Here is a 20,477-nt window from a genome sequence, read left to right as displayed (position 1 = left end):
GCCGGGTGAAGCCTGTCCGAAGCTCCGGTTACGGTTGCGGGGTGACCGCCGTGCTCAGCCATCCCGACCAGCTCAAGGAGCTGCTCGGCATCCCGTTCAACCGGGAGCAGATGGCCGCCATCGGCGCCCCCCTCGCACCCGCCGTGATCGTCGCCGGAGCCGGCTCCGGCAAGACCACCGTCATGGCCGCCCGCGTCGTCTGGCTCGTCGGCTCCGGCGCCGTACGCCCCGACGAGGTCCTCGGCCTCACCTTCACCAACAAGGCCGCCGGCGAACTCGCCGAACGCGTGCGCACCGCCCTGCTGCGCGCCGGCGTCACCGACCGCGACGACACCGACCCCCTCGGCGAACCCGAGATCTCCACCTACCACGCCTTCGCCGGCCGCCTCCTCAAGGAACACGGCCTGCGCATCGGCATCGAGCCGGACGTACGGCTGCTCGCCGACGCCACCCGCTTCCAGCTCGCCGCCAAGGTGCTGCGCACCGCCAAGGGACCCTTCCCCGCCCTCACCGGCACCTTCGCCAACCTCGTCGCCGACCTCACCGCCCTCGACGGCGAACTCGCCGAACACCTCGTCGAACCCGCCGCCCTGCGCGCCTTCGACGAGGACCTCCTCGACACCCTCGCCACCGTCAAGCTCACCAACGACGACCTGCGGGCCGTGCCCGCCACCGCCCGCGCCCGGCTCGAACTGCTGCGCCTCGTCGAGGACTACCGCCGTCGCAAGCACACCGCGGGCCTCATGGACTTCGGCGACCAGATAGCGGCCGCCGCCCGCCTCGCCCAGCAGCGCCCCGAGGTCGGCGAACTGCTGCGCGGCCAGTCCAGGGTCGTCCTGCTCGACGAGTACCAGGACACCTCCGTCGCCCAGCGCCTCATGCTCGCGGGCCTGTTCGGCGCCACCCGCGACGGCAGGGGCACCGGCCACCCCGTCACCGCCGTCGGCGACCCCTGCCAGGCCATCTACGGCTGGCGCGGCGCCTCCGTCGCCAACCTCGACGACTTCCCCCGGCACTTCCCGAACGCCGACGGCAGCCCCGCCGCGCGGTACGCGCTCAGCGAGAACCGCCGCAGCGGCGGGCGGCTGCTCGCCTTCGCCAACGAACTCGCCGCCCCCCTGCGCGCCATGCACGAGGGCGTCGAGGCGCTGCGCCCCGCCCCCGGCGCCGAGCAGGACGGCTACGTGCGCGCCGCACTGCTCGACACCCACGCCGAGGAGATCGACTGGCTCGCCGACTCCATCGCCCACCTGGTGCGCACCGGCACCGCGCCCGGGCGCATCGCCGTGCTGTGCCGCGGCGGCGCCGCCTTCCCCGACATCCACGCCGCCCTCGTCGCCCGTGAGGTGCCCGTGGAGGTCGTGGGCCTGGGCGGGCTGCTCCAACTCCCGGAGGTGGCCGACCTGGTGGCCGTCTGCGAGGTACTCCAGGACCCGACCGCCAACGCCGCCCTCGTGCGCCTGCTGATCGGCCCGCGCTGGCGCATCGGCCCGCGAGACCTCGCCCTGCTCGGGCGCCGCGCCGCCGACCTGGTGCACACCGAACGCCCCGGCGGCACGGAGGCGCTGGCCGCCGCCGTCGCCGAGGCCGACCCGACCGAGGTCGTCTCGCTGGCCGACGCCGTCGAGACCTTCCTGGAAGTGGACCAGTCCGACGAGCTGCCCTTCTCCGCCGAGGCCCGGGTGCGCTTCGCCCGCCTCGCCCGCGAACTGCGGGAACTGCGCCGCTCGCTGGCCGACCCGCTGATGGACGTGCTCCACCGGGTGCTGACCGTCACGGGCCTGGAGGTCGAACTCGCCGCCTCCCCGCAGGCCCTGGCCGCCCGCCGGCGCGAGACCCTGCACGCCTTCCTCGACGTCGCCGCCTCCTTCGCCGACCTCGACGGCGACCCCGGGCTGCCCGCCTTCCTCGGCTTCCTGCGCGCCGCCCAGGAGTACGAACGCGGCCTCGACTCCAGCCTGCCCGGCGGCGAGGACACCGTGAAGGTGCTCACCGCCCACAAGTCCAAGGGCCTGGAGTGGGACGTGGTGGCCGTCCCCGGCCTGGTCAAGGGGGCGTTCCCCTCCACCGGCACGCGCGAACGCTGGACCAGCACCAAGCGCGTGCTCCCGCACGCCCTGCGCGGCGACGCCGCCACCCTGCCCGACGTGCACGGCGGCTGGACCTCCAAGTCCATGACGGCGTTCCGCAAACAGCTCGCCGAGCACTCCGCCACCGAGGAACTGCGCCTGGGCTACGTCGCGTTCACCCGCCCCCGCTCGCTGCTGCTCGCCTCCGGGCACTGGTGGGGGCCCAGCCAGAAGACCGTCCGGGGCCCGTCCCCCTTCCTGGAGCTGTTGCGCGAGCACTGCGAGCGGCCCGGCGCCGGGGAGGTGGAGCACTGGGCCGAGCCGCCGGTCAAGGGCGCCGAGAACCCGGCGCTGGCCGCCCCCGTCGAACGCCCCTGGCCGCTGCCGCTCGACCCCGCCGCCCAGCACGCCCGCCGCCGCGTCGCCGAGGTCGTGCACGCCCGCCTCGCCGGAGCGCCCGCCCCCGAGGCGGAACCCATGGCGGTGGAGGACCAGCGCCAGGTCGCCTCCTGGGACCGCGACCTGACCGCCCTGCTCGGCGAGCTGGAGCGCTCCCGGCGCACCGCCCGCGACGTGCCGCTGCCCGGGGCGCTGTCCGCCACCCAGCTGCTGCGCCTGGCCGCCGACCCCGACGGCTTCGCCCACGATTTGGCCCGCCCGATGCCCCGCCCGCCGCAGCCCGCCGCCCGGCGCGGCACCCGCTTCCACGCCTGGGTGCAGTCCCGGATCGAGCCGCTGCTGCTGATCGAGCCCGGCGCGCTGCCCGGCGCCGACGACGACGGCATCGAGGACGAGCAGGACCTGGAGCGCCTCAAGGAGGCGTTCCTGCGCACCCCGTACGCGCAGCGCAAGCCGTTGCGGGTGGAGGCGCCGTTCCAGCTGGTGCTGGCCGGGCGGGTGGTGCGCGGCCGGATCGACGCGGTCTACCGGGAAGGTGACGCAGTGTCGGAATCCGGTGGTGCGTCACGCTACGAAGTGGTGGACTGGAAGACTCACCGCGAGGAGAGCGCCGACCCGTTGCAGCTCGCGGTCTACCGGCTCGCCTGGGCCGAGCAGGCGGGGGTCGATCCCGAGCAGGTCACGGCCTCGTTCCTGTACGTCCGCAGCGGACGGATCGTGCGCCCGGAAGGACTTCCCGACCGAAAAGAGTTGGAACGGCTCCTGATCGGGAACAGTGAAGAATGAGTCACACAGAGCATCCAACTCATCACGCCGATGTCCGAAACCTGTGCGTCATGCACGTTTCGCGCCTATTGTGGGGTCGGTAACCGGTCAACCCCCGTGCTCCGGCCGCCAGCGAGGACCACACCTCCTAACCCTCAGTCATCACCGCAGGTGCCCACGGGCATCCGCGACTTCTGCTGGAGAGACCGAAGTTGAGCGCGACCGGATGGATCAGAGAGCGGTTCACCGGACCGACCCCGGGCACCGCCGCGGGAACGACCGGCACCTGGCCGAGGACGGCGCTCGCGCTGCCCTTCATCGGCATGGCGCTGATCGTCGCCCTCGACTACCTCAGTGGCACCGAGGTGACCGTCGAACCGGCCCTCACCGCCGTCCCCGCGCTGGCCGCCGTGGTCAGCCGCCGCACCTGGTACCCGCTCGCCATCGGCCTGTGCACCGAGGCCGTGGCCTTCCTGATGGCCTTCCGCAGCGACGCGCTCGGCCAGTCCGTGCACGCCGCCAGCGTCTTCGCGATCCTGCTCGTCGCCGCGATCGGCTGGGTCAGCGCCACCCTGAGGCTGCGCCAGGAACGGGCGCTCGCCGACGCCCAGCTCGTCGCCTCCATCGCCCGCCGCGTCCTGCTGCGGCCCGTCCCCGAGCGGGTCGGCACCGTACGGGCCGCCGTCCACTACGAGGCCGCCGCCGCGCACGCCCGCATCGGCGGGGACCTGTACGAGGTCGTCAACACCCGGCACGGGGTGCGGGCCGTGGTCGGCGACGTCCGCGGCAAGGGCCTCGGCGCGGTGGAGACCGCCGCCGCCGTCCTCGGCGCCTTCCGCGAGGCCGCCCACCAGGAGGCGGCCCTGGACCGGGTCGCCGGCTGGCTGGCCGTCAGCCTTGACCGGGCCCTGCACGAGAACGAGCACCCGGGCGTGGAGGAGGAGTTCGTCACCCTGGTCCTGATCGGCGTCGGCCCCGACGGCACCGCCGAACTCGTCAACTGCGGCCACCCCTCGCCGCTGCTGCTGCGCGGCGGCGACGTCCAGACCCTCGAACTCGACCAGACCGTACCGCCGTTGGGCGTCCTCGACCCGGCCGACGTACGCCCGCCGGTGCACCGGGTGGCGCTGCGCGGCGGGGACCGGGTGCTGCTGTTCACCGACGGCGTGATCGAGGCCCGCGACCGCGCCGGCACCTTCTACCCGCTCGCCGAACGCCTCCCGCTCTGCGCGGCCGGCCACCCGGCGGACGTCCTGGAGCGCCTCCACGAGGACGTGGTGCGCCACGTCGGCCGCCAGCTCGGCGACGACGCGGCGATGCTGCTCCTGCAGTACGAGCCCCCGGGCGGCACGGGCCTGCCCCACCAGGTCGGCCTGTCGGCCCACCAGGGCCAGAGCCAGAACCAGAGCCAGAAGCAGAACCAGTAGCAGGGCCGGAGCCGGGACTAGAGGCTGACCTCCACCAGCAGCGGCCGGTGGTCCGAGACCGCCGCGCGCGGCGCCGCCGCCGGGCCCACCGCCGTGCGCGGCACGCCCACGGCCAGCACGTGGTCGAACTGGACCGCCGGCCGGTGCGAGGGGTAGGTCGGCGTGCGCGCCAGGTCGTACCAGCCCTGCAGCCGGGCGCGCGGCTCGCGCACCCGGCGCCGGCGCGGCTCGGCGGCGGCCGCCGCCCGGGCCCGCCGGGTCGTGCGCAGCCGGCGTACCTGCGCCCGGGGCGCGGTGCGCTCCAGCGCCGTCGCCCCGCCCATCACCGTGCGGGGCACGGCGCCGATCAGGTTGAAGTCCCCCAGCACCAGGTAGGGCTGCGGCAGGTCGGCGATCCAGCGGCGGATGCCGGCCAGCTGCGCCATGTTCCAGCCGGGGACGAAGGACAGGTGCGCGGCGACCACGGTGAACGGGCCGCGCTCGCCCTCCAGCACCGCCGCCAGGGCAGCCCGGGGCTCGTCCGGCACGGGGGTCAGTCCGCGCCGCCCGGCCACCCGCAGCGGCAGCCCGAACGGGGCGGGGGCGAAGCGCCGGGCCCGCCAGTGGTGCACCGGGAGCCGGGTCAGCAGCGCCGTGCCGTACGAGGGCGGGGCGCCGTCGCCCGTCTCGCCCGGCCCGTACACCCGCAGGCCCCCGGGTGCGGAGGGCTCGGGCAGCCAGCCGGCCACCGGGGCGGGGCGCCCGTGCAGGGCGGCGGCGAAGCGCCAGTCGGCGGCGCCCATCGCCGCGGCGGCCACGGCGGCCTGGTCGGCGCCGCCCGAGCGGGCCTGGTGGCGGTCCACCTCCTGCAGGGCCAGTACGTCGGCGTCCAGCGCGGCGACCGCCTCGGCCAGCGGGGCGCCCGGGTCGGCCGGGTAGGGCCGCGGGGCGCCGTCCGGGGCGAGGGGCTGACCGTGCAGCAGGTTGAAGGTGGCGATGCGCAGCTGGCTCACCCGGACGACGGTACCCGCTCGCCGGGGGAGGGGGGCGCGGCTTGAGGCGGCGGGGCATACCGGGTATACATACTGAGTATGTCCATCCGCCACGGTCTGCTCGCCCTGCTCGACCAGGGCCCCCGCTACGGCTACCAGCTGCGCGTCGAATTCGAGGCGCGCACCGGCGCCACCTGGCCACTCAACGTCGGGCAGGTCTACACCACCCTCGCCCGGCTGGAGCGCGACGGCCTCGTCGAACCCGCGGGGGAGGACGAGGAGGGCCACCAGTTCTACGCCGTCACCGACGCCGGCCGGGCCGAACTGCGGGCCTGGTTCGACACCCCGGTGCCCCGAACCAACCCGCCGCGCGACGAACTGGCGATCAAGCTCGCCATGGCCGTCACCGTCCCCGGCGTCGACGTCTCCGCCGTCGTCCAGGGCCAGCGCCGGCACAGCATCAAGGCCCTGCAGGACTACACCCGGCTCAAGGGCCGGGCCCTGGCCGCCGAACCGGCGGACGGGCCCACCGCCGGCAACGACCTCGCCTGGCTGCTCGTCCTCGACCAGCTGATCTTCCAGACCGAGGCCGAGATCCGCTGGCTCGACCACTGCGAGACCCGGCTCGCCAAGCAGGCCGAACTGCGCCAGGCCCGCGCCGCCCAGGCGGCCCGCGACGGAGTCGCCGCCCCGCCCGCCAAGGGCCTGCGCCGCACCCGCCGCTAGCGCCTGCCCCGGAACCACCGGGCTCGGCCCGACCCGAGCCCACAATCAGCAACAAGGGGGGAATCGTGTCCCACGATCCACACGGCCGGCCCGAGCCGGTGCTGCACCTGGAGAACGTCACCCGGGTCCACGGCCAGGGCGCCGCCCAGGTCCACGCCCTGCGCGGAGTCGACCTCAAGGTCCACCCCGGCGAGTTCGTCGCCGTCATGGGCCCGTCCGGCTCCGGCAAGTCCACCCTGCTCACCCTCGCCGGGGGCCTCGACAGCCCCACCGAGGGACAGGTCCTCGTCGAGGGCGTCGCCCTCGGCGGCCTCAGCCGCAAGCGGCTCGCCCAGGTCCGCCGCCGCTCCATCGGCTACGTCTTCCAGGACTACAACCTCATCCCGGCCCTGACCGCCGCCGAGAACATCTCGCTGCCGCGCGAACTCGACGGCCTCTCCAGCCGCGCCGCCCGCCGCGAGGCCCTCGCCGCGCTGGAGGAACTGGGCATCCTCGAACTCGCCGACCGCTTCCCCGACGACATGTCCGGCGGCCAGCAACAGCGCGTCGCCATCGCCCGCGCCCTCATCGGCGACCGCCGCCTCGTCCTGGCCGACGAGCCCACCGGCGCCCTGGACTCCACCACCGGCGAGGCCGTCCTCGCCGTGCTGCGCGCCCGCTGCGACGCCGGCGCCGCCGCCATGATGGTCACCCACGAGGCCCGCCACGCCGCCTGGGCCGACCGCGTCGTCTTCCTGCGCGACGGGAGGATGGTCGACGAGTCCGTCAGCCAGGACGCCGCCAGCCTCCTCGTCGCGGCCGCCGCCAACAGCAAGCAGGTGGACGAGTGAAGCTCGGAGCCTGGCGGGTCGCCCTGCGCATCGCCCGCCGGGACGCCCTGCGTGCCAAGGGCCGCAGCGCCCTCGTCATCGCCATGATCGCCCTGCCCGTCCTCGGCGTCACCGGCGCCGACGTCTTCTACCGCAGCGGCGAACTCACGCCCACCGAGCACGTCGCCCGCGTCATGGGGCAGGCCGATGCCGAAGTGCGCATGGCCGAACGCGGATCGCTCGTCCTCCAGGCCCCCGACCCGGACACCGGCATGACGATGCCCCCCGCCGGTCGCGACGCCCAGGGCAGGATCGTCGAGCGGACCCCCGCCCAGAAGCGCAGCCAGGAGACCGAACCCGCCGAACTGGCACGCCAGTTGCTGCCCGCGGGAACCGTCTTCGTCCCCGAGCCCGCGGGAAGCTACGGCGCCGCCAGGAGCGCCGAGGGGCTGCTCACCACCCGCGCCACCGAGAAGGACCTCGCCGACCCCGTCTGGAAGGGCGTCGTCGACCTCCTCGACGGCCGGACCCCCACGGCCGACGACCAGGTCGCCGTCACCAGCGCCTTCCTCAAGCGCTCGCGCCTGAAGCTCGGCGCCACCACCGGCATGCAGGGCGTGGACTCCAGGACCTTCACCATCACCGCCGTCGTCGAGTACCCCGGCGAACTCGACGCCACCGAGATCATCGCCCGCCCCGGCGCCCTCCTCGCCTCCCTCGCCCAGGCGGCCGGCACGAGCCGGAAGGTGGACGGGGTCACCGCCCCCGGCACGGTCGACAAATGGCTCGTCAAGCTCCCGGGCGGCGCCACCCTCGACTGGAACAAGGTCGTCGAGCTCAACTCCTACGGGTTCGCCGCCACCTCCCGGGCCGTCCTGCTCGATCCGCCCGCCCGCGCCGACGTCCCCTACTACGTCGAGGCCGACCGGCGCGGCGGCGGCGACCGGCTCTCCTTCTTCAACCGCACCTCCGTCGTCATCCTCGGCACCGTCATCGGCATGGCCCTGCTGGAGATCGTCCTGCTCGCGGGCCCCGCCTTCGCCGTCGGCGCCAGGAGGTCCCGGCGGCAGCTCGGCCTGCTCGCCGCCGCCGGCGGTGAACGCGCCAACGTGCGCGCCGTCGTCCTCGGCGGCGGCATCGTCCTCGGCCTCACCGGCGCCGCCGTCGGCATCGCCGTCGGCCTCGGCCTGACCGCCGCGCTGCAGACCGCCGCGGAGGAACGCGCCGGATCCCGCTTCGGCCACTTCAACGTCCAGCCGCTCGACCTGATCGGCATCCTGGCGGTCGGCCTCGTCACCGGGCTGCTCGCCGCCGTCGTCCCCGCCGTCCAGGCATCCCGCCAGGAGGTCGTCTCCGCGCTCACCAGCCGCGACTCCGTCAAGCCGCCGAGCCGCCGCCTCGCCGTCCTCGGCCTGCTCATGCTCGGCGGCGGCGCGGCCGCCGCCCTGCTCGGCGCGACCAGCAAGTCCACCAACCGCAGCCTCACCGTCATCGGCGGCTCGGCCCTCGCCGAACTCGGCATGGTCGTCCTCACGCCGTTCCTCGTCGGCCTCTTCGGCAGGCTCGGCCGCTGGCTCCCCCTCGGACCCCGCCTCGCCCTGCGCGACTCCGTCCGCCACCGCGGCCGCACCGCGCCCGCCGTCGCCGCCGTCATGGCCGCCGTCGCGGGCTCCGTCGCCGTCGGCATCTACATCGCCAGCTTCGAGGAGCAGTACCGCCGCGACTACACGGCCGCCGGCCCGTCCAACGCCGTCATGCTCGGAGCCGGCTGGGCCCCCGACACCAACCGCCAGATGCTCCCGCAGCTGCGCGACGCCGTCGAGCGGAACATCCCCGACCTGGGCCCGCGCGCCGACGTCCGGCGCGTCAACTACAAGGGCGACTGCTCCGGCAACGGCGCCTGCGGCTACATCGCGGTCATCAAGCCCAAGGCCACGCGCTGCCCCGCCCAGGACCTGGCCGACTCGGCCCAGCCCGGCGAGTACGTCCGTGTCCTCGAGAGCGACCAGCGCTGCCGCGACGACGAACGCCGCGGCAGCCGCTTCGGCGACCTCACCGCCGGTGACGCCACCCTCCTGCGCAACCTCTACGGCGTCACCGACCCGGCCGCCGGGCAGGCCCTGGCCGCCGGCAAGGCCGTCGTCTTCGACCCCGGCTACCTCGACAAGGACGGCAAGGTCACCCTCCGCCTCGGCGAACCCGTGGACCCGACCCCCGGGGCGAGCGGCGCCAAGCGGCCCGCCCCCACCGACGTGCTCGTCGACGCCGTCCTCTCCCCGGCCGTGCTCCCCGCCCACCGCCAGGCCGTCATCACCCCCGAGACCGCCACCAGGCTCGGCCTCACCACCACCCCGATCGGCTCCGTCTGGCTGCCCGGCGCCGCACCCAGCGACGGCGACGAACAGAAGGCCGCCGGCGCGCTCGGCCGGTACACCGACTACAACCAGCTGAACATCGAACGCGGCTACCAGAGCAAGGCCGGCCTCATCAGCATCGGCCTCAGCGCCTTCGCCGCCCTCGTCGCCCTCGGCGCCGCCGGCATCGCCACCGGGCTGGCCGCCACCGACTCCCAGCGCGACCTCACCACCCTCGCCGCCATCGGCGCCGAACCGCGCATCCGGCGCACCCTGTCCGGCTTCCAGTGCGGGGTCATCGCCGCCATGGGCACCCTGCTCGGCGTCGTCTGCGGCGTCGTGCCGGCCATCGCCCTGCGCAAGCTCAACTCCACCGGCTACCCCGGCATGAGCACGCAGGAGCTCGCCAACCAGACCCTGATCGCCGTCCCCTGGACCAACATCCTGGTCACCGTCGTCGTGCTGCCGCTGCTCGCGGCGGGCCTCGCGGCGCTGCTCACCCGCTCGCGGATCACCCTGCTGCGCCGCTCCGGCTGAGGCCCGTGCGACCCTGCGTCACCCCCGTCACGGCCACCCGCCGTGACGGGGGTGACGGATGTTACAGGCGGTCGCGGGCCCGCCGGGCGAATGGCCGGGGCGGGCACCCGTACGGGCGAACTACAGTCGTCGTCATGACGAGAACCCCGGACAGCGCCGTCCGCTCCCACATCGCGGAGCACCGGGCCGCCTTCCTCGCCGACCTGTGCGAGTGGCTGGCCATCCCCTCCGTCTCCGCCGACCCCGAGCGCGCCGACGACGTGCGCCGCTCCGCCGAGTGGCTCGCCGCCAAGCTGCGCGACACCGGCTTCCCGGTCGCCGAGGTGTGGGAGACGGACGGCCTGCCGGCCGTGTTCGCCGAGTGGCCCTCCGGGGACCCGTCCGCGCCGACCGTCCTGGTCTACGGCCACCACGACGTGCAGCCCGCCGCGAAGGAGGACGGCTGGGCCACCGAGCCGTTCACCCCGACCTTCGTGGAGGACCGCCTCCACGCCCGCGGCGCCGCCGACGACAAGGGCCAGGTGTTCTTCCACACCCTCGGCGTGCGCGCCCACCTCGCCGCCACCGGCCGCACCGCGCCCGCCGTCAACCTCAAGCTGCTCGTCGAGGGCGAGGAGGAGTCCGGCTCCCCGCACTTCGCCGACCTGGTGCGCCGTGAGGCCGGGCGGCTCGCCGCCGACGTCGTGATCATCTCCGACACCGGCATGTGGGCCGAGGACACCCCCACCGTCTGCACCGGCATGCGCGGCCTCGCCGACGCCCAGATCGACCTGTACGGGCCGGACACCGACATCCACTCCGGCTCCTTCGGCGGCGCCGTCCCCAACCCGGCGGCCGTCGCGGCCGAACTCGCCGCGGGCCTGCACGACGCCGACCGCAAGGTCGCCGTCCCCGGCTTCTACGACGGCGTCGTCGAACTCACCGACCGCGAGCGCGAACTCTTCGCCGAACTGCCCTTCGACGAGGAGCGGTGGCTGCGCGTCGCCAAGTCCTACGGCCTGCGCGGCGAGGCCGGCTACTCCACCCTGGAGCGGATCTGGGCCCGGCCCACCGCCGAGGTCAACGGCATCTGGGGCGGCTACACCGGCCCCGGCGGCAAGACCATCGTCCCGTCCACCGCCCACCTCAAGCTCTCCTTCCGGCTCGTCGCCGGACAGGAGGTCGAGAAGGTCCGCGAGGCCGTGCGCGCCTGGGTCGCCGAGCGGGTGCCCGCAGGCATCCGTCACGAGATCACCTTCCCCGGCGCCACCCGGCCCTGCCTAACCCCGCTCGACCACCCGGCGCTGCGCTCCACGGTCCGCGCGATGGAGCGGGCCTTCGAACAGCGGGTGCTGTTCACCCGCGAGGGCGGCTCCGGCCCCGCCGCCGACCTGCAGGACGTGCTCGGCGCCCCCGTGCTCTTCCTCGGCATCTCGGTGCCCTCGGACGGCTGGCACTCGGTGGACGAGAAGATCGACCTCGGCCTGCTCGCCAAGGGCGTGGAGACCGCCGCGTACCTGTGGGGCGACCTCGCAGAGAACTTCCGGCCGGGCGCGTGACGCACCCCGGCAGCCAGATCACTCATCCGGATGACTCATCACATATGGGGATGGAACGACGTGAGCACCGTGCCTGAGACCGATCGCACCCCGTACCTGGGCCTGGCCCGGGCCGGGGTGGACAGGGCGGCCGAGCACCGCTTCGACGAGCCCTGGCTGGCCGCCGCCTGGAGCCACCCGAACACCCGGGTGCTTCCGATCGCCGGCGGCGAGGCGTTCGTCGTCGACACCGCGCAGGGCACCGAACTCGTCCTGCTGCCCTCCTTCGAGGCGCCGCAGACCGGGGACCGGTACTTCCTGGGCACCGACGAGGACGGCGTCTCCTACTTCGCGCTCGCCGGGGAGACCCTGCCCGGGCGACTGGACGGCGACGCCCGCCCCGCCGGGCTGCGCGAGGTCGGCGCGCTGCTGTCCGACCGAGACGCCGGGCTGCTGGTGCACGCCGTCGCCCTGGAGCACTGGCACCGGCTGCACAGCTTCTGCTCGCGCTGCGGCCACCCCACCGAGAAGGCCGGCGCCGGGCACATTCGGCGTTGCACCTCCTGCGCGGCCGAGCACTACCCGCGCACCGACCCGGCGGTGATCATGGTGATCACCGACGAGCAGGACCGCTGCCTGCTCGGCCGCCAGGCCCTGTGGCCGGAGGGCCGCTGGTCCACGCTCGCCGGCTTCGTCGAGCCGGGGGAGTCCATCGAGCAGGCCGTGCGCCGCGAGGTGCACGAGGAGGCAGGCGTGGGCGTGGGCGAGGTGCGCTACGTGGCCAGCCAGCCCTGGCCGTTCCCGTCCAGCCTGATGCTCGGCTTCAGCGGGCGCGCCCTGCCGGACGGGACGGAGATCACCGTGGACGGCGAGGAACTGGCCGAGGCGCGCTGGTTCTCCCGGGAGGAGCTGCGCGCGGGGATGGAGGCGGGGGAGATCCTGCCGCCCTCCGGCATCTCGATCGCCCGCCACCTCGTCGAGCTCTGGTACGGGGAACCTCTTCCTGCGGCGGCCCGCTGGTAATCCTGTACGAATTCCGCGGGCGGTTTCCGCCGATCCCGTGGAGAGGGGGCGTGCGATTCATATCGTGCGCCCCCATTCTTCATTCCCACCCCTGCGCGAAACCGTCACCCCCTGAGGTTCGTGGCCGGACGGGCCAGTTGTGCTACCCCAGGACACCCTTCGGCCCCGCCCGTCAACCCGCCCGGACGACATTGCCGGAAACGGCTGAAAACGCCTCACCGCGCTCGCTACATTCACTCGGGTGACGATTCCGAGGGGCACCGCCCAATCCCCCAAATACCAGCGGCTCGCCGCCGACCTGCGCCGCCGGATCGCCGAAGGCGAATTCACCACCGACGCAGCCCTGCCCGTCGAGGGCGAACTCGAGCGCCAGTACGGCGTCGCGCGCAACACCGTCCGCCTCGCCGTCGACGTCCTCGTCAACGAAGGCCGCCTCGTCCGCCTCCAGGGCAAGGGCACCTACCTGCGCGAACACCCCGTCCTCGACCACCGCGCCTACGGCCCCACCCTCACCCCGGCCCCGCGCGACACCCTCGCCTCGCCCTCCGCCGTCTACCTCGGCGAAGCCGCCGACGCCGGGCGCGACCTCGGCACCGACTTCGAGATGACCATCGTCCGCGCCCGCGTCGACATCGCCGAACGCCTCGGACTGCGCCCCGGCGAGGCCATCGTCGTGCGGCGCCAGCTGCGCCTGCTCGACCGCGAGCCGTACTCCATCGAGGAGAGCCACTACCGCGCCGGACTCGCCGCCGGCACCCCGCTCATGGAACCCGACCCCGTCGAGGGCGGCGACGAGGCCGTCCTCGCCGCCCTCGGGCGCACCGAGATCGGCGCCGTCGACCACCTCGTCGCCCGGATGCCCGGCCCCGAGGAGGCCCAGTGGTTCCAGGGCGGCCCCGGCGTCCCCCTCGTCGTCCAGACCCGCGTCACCTACGACCGGCGCGGGCCCGTGCGCGTCATCGAGACCCGCTACTCCGCCGACCGCTGCCGGCTCGTCTACGGCGTCGGCGACCTCGGCGCCCGCACCAGCCTGCCCGCCCCCGCCGCCCCCGTCGACCCCGCGCGGGCCGACGCGCCCTGACCGCGCGCCGGCCCGTGCCGTGCGTCCGCTCAGGCGGCCAGGGCCTTCTTCACCTGGATCAGGCTCGGGTTCGTCATGACGACCCGCTCGCCACCGCTCTGCGGCGTCACCAGCACCGTCGGGACCGTCTGGTTGCCGTCGTTCACCGACTCCACGAAGTTCGCGGACTCCGGGTCCAGCTCGATGTTGATCTCGGTGTAGGCGATGCCTTCACGGTCCAGCTGGCTCTTGAGGCGGTTGCAGTACCCACACCAGGTCGTGCTGTACATCGTCACGGCGGCGGACATCGAAGGGCTCCTTCTTGTTCGAATCGAGTCGTACGGTCTCACAGCCGCAACACCCACCGGAGGGCGGGCATTCCGGCCGCACCGACCGACGAACGGAAGCGATCATCCTCCGATCACACCGGGCCTGTGGACAACCCCGCCCGCGTTGTCCCACCGGACTGAGAGGATGGAACGCATGCAGGAAGACCTCTTGAGCGGCAGCCCGTACGACGCCCCCGACGGCTGGGCCGACCCCGGCGCCGCCACCGGCCCCGACGCCGTCCTCGCCGGGCTCGACCCCGAACAGCGCGCCGTCGCCACCTCCCTGCACGGCCCCGTCTGCGTCCTCGCCGGCGCCGGCACCGGCAAGACGCGCGCCATCACCCACCGCATCGCCTACGGCGTGCGCAGCGGCGTCTACCAGCCCGCCCAGGTCCTCGCCGTCACCTTCACCGCCCGCGCCGCCGGCGAGATGCGCGGCCGCCTGCGCGAGCTCGGCGCCGAAGGCGTCCAGGCCCGCACCTTCCACGCCGCCGCGCTGCGCCAGCTCCAGTACTTCTGGCCCCGCGCCGTCGGAGGCGCCGTCCCCCAGCTCCTCGAACGCAAGGTCCAGCTCGTCGCCGAATCCGCCGGCCGCTGCGGCCTGCGCGTCCAGCGCACCGAACTGCGCGACCTCACCGCCGAGATCGAATGGGCCAAGGTCACCCAGATCGGCCCCGACGACTACCCCGCCGCCGTCGCGAAGATCGGCCGCGACACCCCCCGCGACCCCGCCGAGACCGCCCAGGTCTACCGCGTCTACGAGGAGACCAAGAGCCGCCGCGGCGCCATCGACTTCGAGGACGTCCTGCTGCTCACCGCCGCCATCCTCGAGGACCGCCCCGACATCGCCGACCAGGTCCGCTCCCAGTACCGGCACTTCACCGTCGACGAGTACCAGGACGTCTCCCCGCTCCAGCAGCGCCTCCTCGACCAGTGGACCGGCCCCGGCGGCGGCGCCAGCCTCTGCGTCGTCGGCGACGCCAGCCAGACCATCTACTCCTTCACCGGCGCCACCCCCGACTACCTCCTCAACTTCCGCACCCGCCACCCCGAGGCCACCGTCGTCAAACTGGTGCGCGACTACCGCTCCACCCCCCAGGTCGTCCACCTCGCCAACGGACTCCTCTCCCAGGCCCGCGGCGAAGCCGCCCGCCACCGCCTCGAACTCGTCTCCCAGCGCGAAGCCGGCCCCGAACCCGTCTACACCGAGTACGAGGACGAACCCACCGAGGCCGAGAACACCGCCCGCCGCATCAAGGACCTCCTCGCCACCGGCGTGCGCGCCAGCGAGATCGCCGTCCTCTTCCGCACCAACGGCCAGTCCGAGGTCTACGAACAGGCCCTCGCCGACCTCGGCGTCCCCTACCAGCTCAAGGGCGCCGAACGGTTCTTCGAACGCCCCGAGGTCCGCGACGCCGGCATCCTGCTGCGCGGCGCCGCCCGCGCCGCCGACGACCCGCTCACCGAGGGCGCCCCCGACCTCGCCGGACAGGTCCGCGCCGTCCTCGCCACCCGCGGCTTCACCCCAGAACCCCCCGCCGGCTCTGGATCCGTCCGCGACCGCTGGGAGTCCCTCGCCGCCCTCGTCCGCCTCGCCGAGGAGTTCCAGCGCACCCGCGCCGCCTCCGGACAGGGCGCCGACCTCGCCGCCTACGTCGCCGAACTCGACGCCCGCGCCGCCGCCCAGCACGCCCCCGCCGTCGAAGGCGTCACCCTCGCCTCCCTGCACGCCGCCAAGGGCCTCGAATGGGACGCCGTCTACCTCGTCGGCCTCACCGAGGGCACCCTGCCGATCATCTACGCCAAGACCGACGAACAGATCGAGGAGGAACGCCGCCTCCTCTACGTCGGCGTCACCCGCGCCCGCAAGTACCTCTCGCTGTCCTGGGCCCTGTCCCGCTCCCCGGGCGGGCGGGCCTCCCGCAAGCCCAGCCGCTTCATGGACGGGCTGCGCCCCGGCTCCTCCGCGCCCGGCGCACGCACCGGCGGGCGCGCGGGCCGGGGGAGCGTCGAGACCGGCGAGCGCTCCGCCGCCCGGCGGGCCCGCGGGCCGGTCAAGTGCCGGGTCTGCGACCGCGTCCTGACCGAGGCGGTCGAACGCAAGCTGCGCCGCTGCGAGGACTGCCCGTCCACCATGGACGAGGGGCTGTACGAGCGGCTGCGCGAGTGGCGGGCCGGGCAGGCGAAGGGCCAGGGCGTCCCCGCCTACGTGGTGTTCACCGACGCGACACTCATGGCGATCGCCGAGGACGTGCCCTCCAGCACCCGGGAACTGGCCCAGATCTCGGGGGTGGGCGCCATGAAGCTGGACAAGTACGGGGCCTCCGTGCTCTCGTTGTGTGCGGGGGAGGAGCCCGAGGAGGCACCGGACGACGTCGAGGACGGCGAGCCGGGCGATCCGGCGTGAGCCGGTCCGGGCGCGGTCGAGGGGCCGCTCGGGGGACTTTCCGACACATGGCGAAACCCGCCCGTGAAAAATAGTTTGCGCGGCGTACCGGGAGCGCAATAGCCTGCCGGAGCGGTCAAGGGGACGCGATCGCACAGGTCACACCTGTGCCGAATCCCCGAGACCACAGAGTCGCAGGGCCTCACGGCCCGGTCGGCCACACAGCTTCACCGAGACAGACATCCGAAGATTCGGAGCCAGGGAGACCAGGCTCCGCGAGACGCCGAGAGGAGGCGAAGACAGTGGGAAACATCATGATCACCAAACTGACTGGCCAGACCGTTGTCGCTGCCTCCCTGCGTGCCGCCCGCCTGCGGGCGCTCGCCGAGCTCGGTGGAACCGGTCTGGGTCTCGACACCACCGGTGTCTCCGTCGTCCCCGCTGTCAGTGCGCTTGGACACACTGATCTCTGCGCCCCGGGCGGCAGGAACGTCGAAGGCACCTCCGTCGAGACCGGTCTGTCCGGTAGCTGGGCGTCGTTCGGCACGTCGCGTCCCATGCGCGATGAGCGACCGACCCAGGCACCGAAGGCGGCCGTAGCCGCCGCCAAGCATGGCGGCTATGCGCAGGTCATCGGTGCCGGAAACACCCAGAAGAAGCAGAACGAGCAGCAGATCGCACTGGCCCAGGCCGCCTTCATCGGCGCCCAGGCCATCCGGATGCGGGCCTTCCGCGGCCCCGAACCCTGGAGAGAACGAACCTGAGTCAGCCTCAGGTCGGCACCCTCCAGGGCCGCGGAACCCGTCACCACCGGGATTCGCGGCCCTTCTGTTTTGTCCGGTACGCAAGACCACCCAGGCCCTCCGGGGCCTCCGGCCGGCACCACCAGTCCACCGAGCCGGAACCACTGAGAAGACGAGGAAGACGCCCAAAGTGTCCACGGTCATCACACCGCCCACCCCGTCCGTACCGACGACAAGCCAGAACACCAAGGCCGACCAGGCCGACCCTCCGGAGGTTCCGTTCATGCAGCTCAACTCGATCGAGCAGGCCGAGGCCCTCGGCCTTCCCATCCCCTGCCGCGCCTTCGACCCCGAGGTCTTCTTCGCCGAGACGCCCGCCGACGTCGAGTACGCGAAGTCCCTCTGCGGCACGTGCCCGGTGAAGGAAGCCTGCCTCACCGGCGCGCTGGAGCGTCGCGAGCCGTGGGGCGTCTGGGGTGGCGAACTGTTCGTTCAGGGTGTCGTCGTGGCCCGCAAGCGGCCCCGTGGGCGTCCGCGCAAGACCGAGGTCATGGCGTGAATCCCGCCGACTCCGCCAGGGCCGTCCGCCGGGGAGAGCAGCCCCCGCTGGACAGCGCCCTCCGCCGATCCGTACGGATCGCCGCAGCCAAGGCCGACGCAGCAGCGGCCCGCACCATTCCGTTCCCGACCACGCACCACGAGCAGGACCACCACATGACCCCCGCCGCCATCGATCCGACCGTCCGCGCAGAGCAGACCACCGAACTTCAGATCCAGAACAGGACCCTCGAGATGCAACTCCTCCACGAATCCCTGGCCCGTGCGCATATGCAAGACAGGCTGCACGAGGCCGAGAACCAACGGCTCGTCACCCGGGTCGTCCGGGCCCGCAAGCTCCGGCAGCGGGCCGAGCGGGCCTCCCTGCGGGCGCGCAAGGCGCTCGCCGTCGCCCTGATGTAGGCGCGGCCGTTCAGTTCCTTCCCCGTCGTGCCGCAGGCCGCCCTCCGATCCTCGTCTCCGAGGACCGGGGAGCGGCCTGCGGCCGTTGGGTCAGCTCTTGCGCTTGGCCTTCGTGCGAGGGGCCGGCGGGGTCGGAGGGGCCGGCGGCTCGTCGGCGAAGCTGGGGAGCCACTCCAGCATCTCCGCCCGGAACGGGGCCTTCGCGCCCAGCTGACACAGCACCCCGATGGTGCTGAGGGTCACCCGGTGGATCAGCAGGTAGGCCGGGGGCAGGTTCAGCTGCTTGCCCAGGTTGTGGGCGGGGGAGCGCGGATCGGCGATCCGGGCCGCCTGGGCGCGCATCCACGTCCGGGTGAAGTGGAAGCTGTCCACCGCGGCCGGCTCGATGATCGGCACCAGGTAGTCCAGCACCGCGTCCGGGTCCAGCCTGATCGAGGGCTTCACGAAGCCCTCCTCGCGCAGCATCTTGAGCACGCCCGCCGCGTCCCCGTCCAGGGCCATCCGCAGGGACGCCCCGATCGGCTCGGGCAGGCCCCCGGGCAGGCGGTCCACCGTGCCGAAGTCCAGCACGCCCAGGCGCCAGCCCGAGACCGGGCCGTCGTCCTTCAGCAGCCGGAAGTTGCCCGGGTGCGGGTCCGCGTGCAGCAGGCCCGTCCGCGCCGGCCCGGCGAACAGGAACCGGGCCAGCAACTGCCCGGCGCGATCGCGCTCCTCCTGGGTGCCGGAGGCGATCACCTCGGCCAGCGGGGTGCCGTCCATCCACTCGGTGACCAGCACCTGGTCGCCCTGCGCCACCACGCCCGGCACCGCGATGTCCGCGTCGTCCGCGAACTCCTCGGCGTGGAGGCGCTGAGCCTGCGCCTCCAGCTCGTAGTCCAGCTCCTCGGAGACCCGCTCGCGCAGCTCGACGATCAGCGGCTTGATGTCCAGGCCCGGGATCAGCGGGCCCAGCAGCCAAGCCACCCGGCTCAGCTGGGCGAGGTCCGCCAGCAGCGCGTCCCCGGCGCCCGGGTACTGCACCTTGACGGCCACGCGGCGCCCGTCGTGCCAGACGGCCCGGTGCACCTGGCCGATCGAGGCGGCCGCCGCCGGGCGGTCGTCGAACTCCAGGAACAGCTCGCGCCAGTCGTCCCCGAGCCGCTGGGCGAGCGCGGTGTGCACCGTTGCGGCGGGCATCGGGGGAGCGGCGTCCTGCAGCTTGGTCAGTGCGGCCCGGTACGGCCCGGCGACCTCCTCGGGCAGCGCGGCCTCGAAGACGGACAGCACCTGCCCGAACTTCATCGCCCCGCCCTTGAGCTCGCCGAGGACCTTGAACAGCTGGTCCGCGGTGGCCTGCTGGAGCTCGGCCGTGACCACCTCGGCGGAGCGGCCGCCGATCCGCTTGCCCAAGCCGAGAGTGGCGCGGCCGGCTATCCCCAGGGGCAGGGCGGCGAGCCGTGCCGTGCGGGTCACTGCCTTGCGCGGAAGATCGCTCACCCGGGCCTCCAAATCCCTGGCCCCCCGACGCCGGACGGGCCCACCATCACTAGGCCATTGTGCCCGTTCCCCGGCCCGGGTCCGGCGGTATTTCGCCGGGCGGGGCAGGCAGTTCGCGTCGGGCTCGGTGAGGTGGGGGGTGGTGGTGCGGAGGGGGTGTGCGCAGGAAGTCGGCGGGGCCGACTTCCTGCGTGTGGTGTCAGGCGGTGGCGCGGCGGTAGGTGGTGACGTGGGTGCCCGTCTTGGCGGTCGTGGTGGAGACCAGCTCGAAGGCGCGCTGCACGCCGTCCGTCGGGAAGATCGTCTTGCCGCCGCCGAGCACGACCGGCATGACGATGAGACGCAGCTCGTCCACGAGATCCTCGGTGAGGAGGGAGCGGACGAGAGTCGGGCTGCCCATGATCAGCAGGTCACCGCCGTCCGCCTCGCGCCGGCGGCGAGCCCAGGAGGCGGCCTCGGGGCCGGGGACGAGGGTGGTGTTCGTCCAGGTGAGGTCGGCCTCGGTGAGGGTGTCGGAGACGACGTACTTCTTGATCGAGTTCATCTGGTCGGCGAACGGGTCGCCGGCGCGCTCGGGCCAGGCGGCGGCCATCGTCTGCCAGGTCCGGCGGCCGAAGAGCAGGGCGTCGGTGGTGCTCATCGTCTCGGCGAGGAAGGGGCCGATGGTGTCCGCGTCGAAGTAGGGGTGCGACCAGCCGCCGTGGGCGAAGCCGCCGTCGGTGTCCTCCTGCGGGCCGCCGGGGGCCTGGACGACGCCGTCGAGGCTGATGAACTGGTTGGTGACGATGCGCATGGGGTGTTCCTTCGGGGTTCTTGGGCTCGGGGCTTCGTAAGGGGAGACCGGCAACCTGCGCGAGAATCATCGCCCCATTCCAGTGATTCAGATCACATTTCACTCTTCCTGGGGCCCCTCCCCCCTCCCCCCC

At 73.6% G+C, this 20,477-nt stretch carries 16 protein-coding genes; 12 read left to right on the top strand and 4 right to left on the bottom strand.

Annotated features, from left to right (window positions below):
- Positions 1-41: 41 nt before the first annotated feature.
- Both IH61_RS0117825 and IH61_RS0117820 read left to right on the top strand, forming a co-directional pair.
- A complete protein-coding gene (locus IH61_RS0117825) occupies positions 42-3,254 on the top strand; it encodes an ATP-dependent DNA helicase (RefSeq protein ID WP_031070831.1) in 3,213 nt (1,070 codons plus the stop codon).
- A gap of 191 nt (positions 3,255-3,445) precedes the next feature.
- A complete protein-coding gene (locus IH61_RS0117820; protein WP_051837315.1) occupies positions 3,446-4,660 on the top strand; it encodes a PP2C family protein-serine/threonine phosphatase in 1,215 nt (404 codons plus the stop codon).
- Positions 4,661-4,677: 17 nt separating this feature from the next.
- Here IH61_RS0117820 and IH61_RS0117810 read toward each other — a convergent pair whose 3' ends face one another.
- On the bottom strand, positions 4,678-5,652 hold the full coding sequence (locus tag IH61_RS0117810; RefSeq protein ID WP_063763221.1) for an endonuclease/exonuclease/phosphatase family protein: 975 nt from the start codon (positions 5,650-5,652) through the stop codon (positions 4,678-4,680).
- A 78-nt stretch (positions 5,653-5,730) separates the two neighbouring features.
- On the opposite strand from IH61_RS0117810, the gene IH61_RS0117805 reads away from it, so the two are divergent.
- The 6 genes from IH61_RS0117805 to IH61_RS0117780 all read left to right on the top strand — a co-directional run bounded on the left by IH61_RS0117805 (position 5,731) and on the right by IH61_RS0117780 (position 13,678).
- Positions 5,731-6,357, top strand: a complete 627-nt coding sequence (locus tag IH61_RS0117805; RefSeq protein ID WP_031070826.1) for a PadR family transcriptional regulator — start codon at positions 5,731-5,733, stop codon at positions 6,355-6,357.
- A gap of 65 nt (positions 6,358-6,422) precedes the next feature.
- Positions 6,423-7,187 (top strand): ABC transporter ATP-binding protein, encoded by a 765-nt coding sequence (locus IH61_RS0117800; RefSeq protein ID WP_037972964.1) that lies wholly within the window; start codon positions 6,423-6,425, stop codon positions 7,185-7,187.
- Complete coding sequence (locus IH61_RS0117795) at positions 7,184-10,057, top strand: ABC transporter permease (RefSeq protein ID WP_031070822.1); 2,874 nt, start codon at positions 7,184-7,186, stop codon at positions 10,055-10,057. Before IH61_RS0117800 ends, IH61_RS0117795 begins: the two co-directional genes overlap by 4 nt.
- A 134-nt stretch (positions 10,058-10,191) precedes the next feature.
- A complete protein-coding gene (locus IH61_RS0117790) occupies positions 10,192-11,595 on the top strand; it encodes a dipeptidase (protein WP_031070819.1) in 1,404 nt (467 codons plus the stop codon).
- Positions 11,596-11,625: 30 nt separating this feature from the next.
- Entirely contained in the window at positions 11,626-12,597 is a 972-nt protein-coding gene (nudC, locus tag IH61_RS0117785; RefSeq protein WP_078911191.1) for an NAD(+) diphosphatase, read from the top strand.
- A 241-nt stretch (positions 12,598-12,838) separates the two neighbouring features.
- Complete coding sequence (locus tag IH61_RS0117780) at positions 12,839-13,678, top strand: GntR family transcriptional regulator (RefSeq protein ID WP_031070815.1); 840 nt, start codon at positions 12,839-12,841, stop codon at positions 13,676-13,678.
- Positions 13,679-13,707: 29 nt separating this feature from the next.
- Here the strand turns inward: IH61_RS0117780 and IH61_RS0117775 are convergent, their stop codons facing one another.
- Positions 13,708-13,965 (bottom strand): mycoredoxin, encoded by a 258-nt coding sequence (locus IH61_RS0117775; RefSeq protein ID WP_031070813.1) that lies wholly within the window; start codon positions 13,963-13,965, stop codon positions 13,708-13,710.
- Positions 13,966-14,131: 166 nt separating this feature from the next.
- On the opposite strand from IH61_RS0117775, the gene IH61_RS0117770 reads away from it, so the two are divergent.
- The 4 genes from IH61_RS0117770 (at position 14,132) to IH61_RS50285 (ending at position 18,075) form a co-directional block, all read left to right on the top strand.
- Positions 14,132-16,393 carry an ATP-dependent DNA helicase UvrD2 gene (locus tag IH61_RS0117770; protein ID WP_078911190.1) on the top strand — a complete coding sequence of 754 codons (2,262 nt, stop codon included), beginning with the start codon at positions 14,132-14,134 and terminating at the stop codon, positions 16,391-16,393.
- 293 nt (positions 16,394-16,686) lie between these two features.
- Positions 16,687-17,136: a hypothetical protein gene (locus IH61_RS0117765; protein WP_158845059.1), complete on the top strand. Its 450-nt coding sequence runs from the start codon at positions 16,687-16,689 to the stop codon at positions 17,134-17,136.
- Positions 17,137-17,305: 169 nt separating this feature from the next.
- The gene (locus tag IH61_RS0117760; RefSeq protein ID WP_031070809.1) at positions 17,306-17,674 is read left to right on the top strand and encodes a WhiB family transcriptional regulator; all 369 of its coding nucleotides are present in this window, start codon (positions 17,306-17,308) and stop codon (positions 17,672-17,674) included.
- A 155-nt stretch (positions 17,675-17,829) separates the two neighbouring features.
- Positions 17,830-18,075 carry a hypothetical protein gene (locus IH61_RS50285; RefSeq protein WP_051837329.1) on the top strand — a complete coding sequence of 82 codons (246 nt, stop codon included), beginning with the start codon at positions 17,830-17,832 and terminating at the stop codon, positions 18,073-18,075.
- Positions 18,076-18,165: 90 nt separating this feature from the next.
- Here the strand turns inward: IH61_RS50285 and IH61_RS0117750 are convergent, their stop codons facing one another.
- Positions 18,166-19,551 (bottom strand): ABC1 kinase family protein, encoded by a 1,386-nt coding sequence (locus IH61_RS0117750; protein ID WP_031070805.1) that lies wholly within the window; start codon positions 19,549-19,551, stop codon positions 18,166-18,168.
- A gap of 199 nt (positions 19,552-19,750) precedes the next feature.
- The gene (locus IH61_RS0117745) at positions 19,751-20,344 is read right to left on the bottom strand and encodes a dihydrofolate reductase family protein (RefSeq protein ID WP_031070803.1); all 594 of its coding nucleotides are present in this window, start codon (positions 20,342-20,344) and stop codon (positions 19,751-19,753) included.
- Between the last annotated feature and the right edge of the window lie 133 nt (positions 20,345-20,477).

Source organism: Streptomyces sp. NRRL WC-3742, from assembly GCF_000720635.1.
Taxonomy (GTDB): Bacteria; Actinomycetota; Actinomycetes; order Streptomycetales; family Streptomycetaceae; genus Kitasatospora.
The sequence above is the reverse complement of the archived record's forward strand: the minus strand, read 5'-3'. Positions and strand labels throughout refer to the sequence as shown.

What these genes read in the sequence shown, in the direction of transcription:
- IH61_RS0117745 (WP_031070803.1), bottom strand. Translation starts at nt 20,344, where the DNA reads ATGCGCATCGTCACCAACCAGTTCATCAGCCTCGACGGCGTCGTCCAG.
- IH61_RS0117770 (WP_078911190.1), top strand. Translation starts at nt 14,132, where the DNA reads ATGGAACGCATGCAGGAAGACCTCTTGAGCGGCAGCCCGTACGACGCC.
- IH61_RS50285 (WP_051837329.1), top strand. Translation starts at nt 17,830, where the DNA reads ATGACCCCCGCCGCCATCGATCCGACCGTCCGCGCAGAGCAGACCACC.
- IH61_RS0117790 (WP_031070819.1), top strand. Translation starts at nt 10,192, where the DNA reads ATGACGAGAACCCCGGACAGCGCCGTCCGCTCCCACATCGCGGAGCAC.
- IH61_RS0117775 (WP_031070813.1), bottom strand. Translation starts at nt 13,965, where the DNA reads ATGTCCGCCGCCGTGACGATGTACAGCACGACCTGGTGTGGGTACTGC.
- nudC (WP_078911191.1), top strand. Translation starts at nt 11,626, where the DNA reads ATGACTCATCACATATGGGGATGGAACGACGTGAGCACCGTGCCTGAG.
- IH61_RS0117805 (WP_031070826.1), top strand. Translation starts at nt 5,731, where the DNA reads ATGTCCATCCGCCACGGTCTGCTCGCCCTGCTCGACCAGGGCCCCCGC.
- IH61_RS0117765 (WP_158845059.1), top strand. Translation starts at nt 16,687, where the DNA reads ATGATCACCAAACTGACTGGCCAGACCGTTGTCGCTGCCTCCCTGCGT.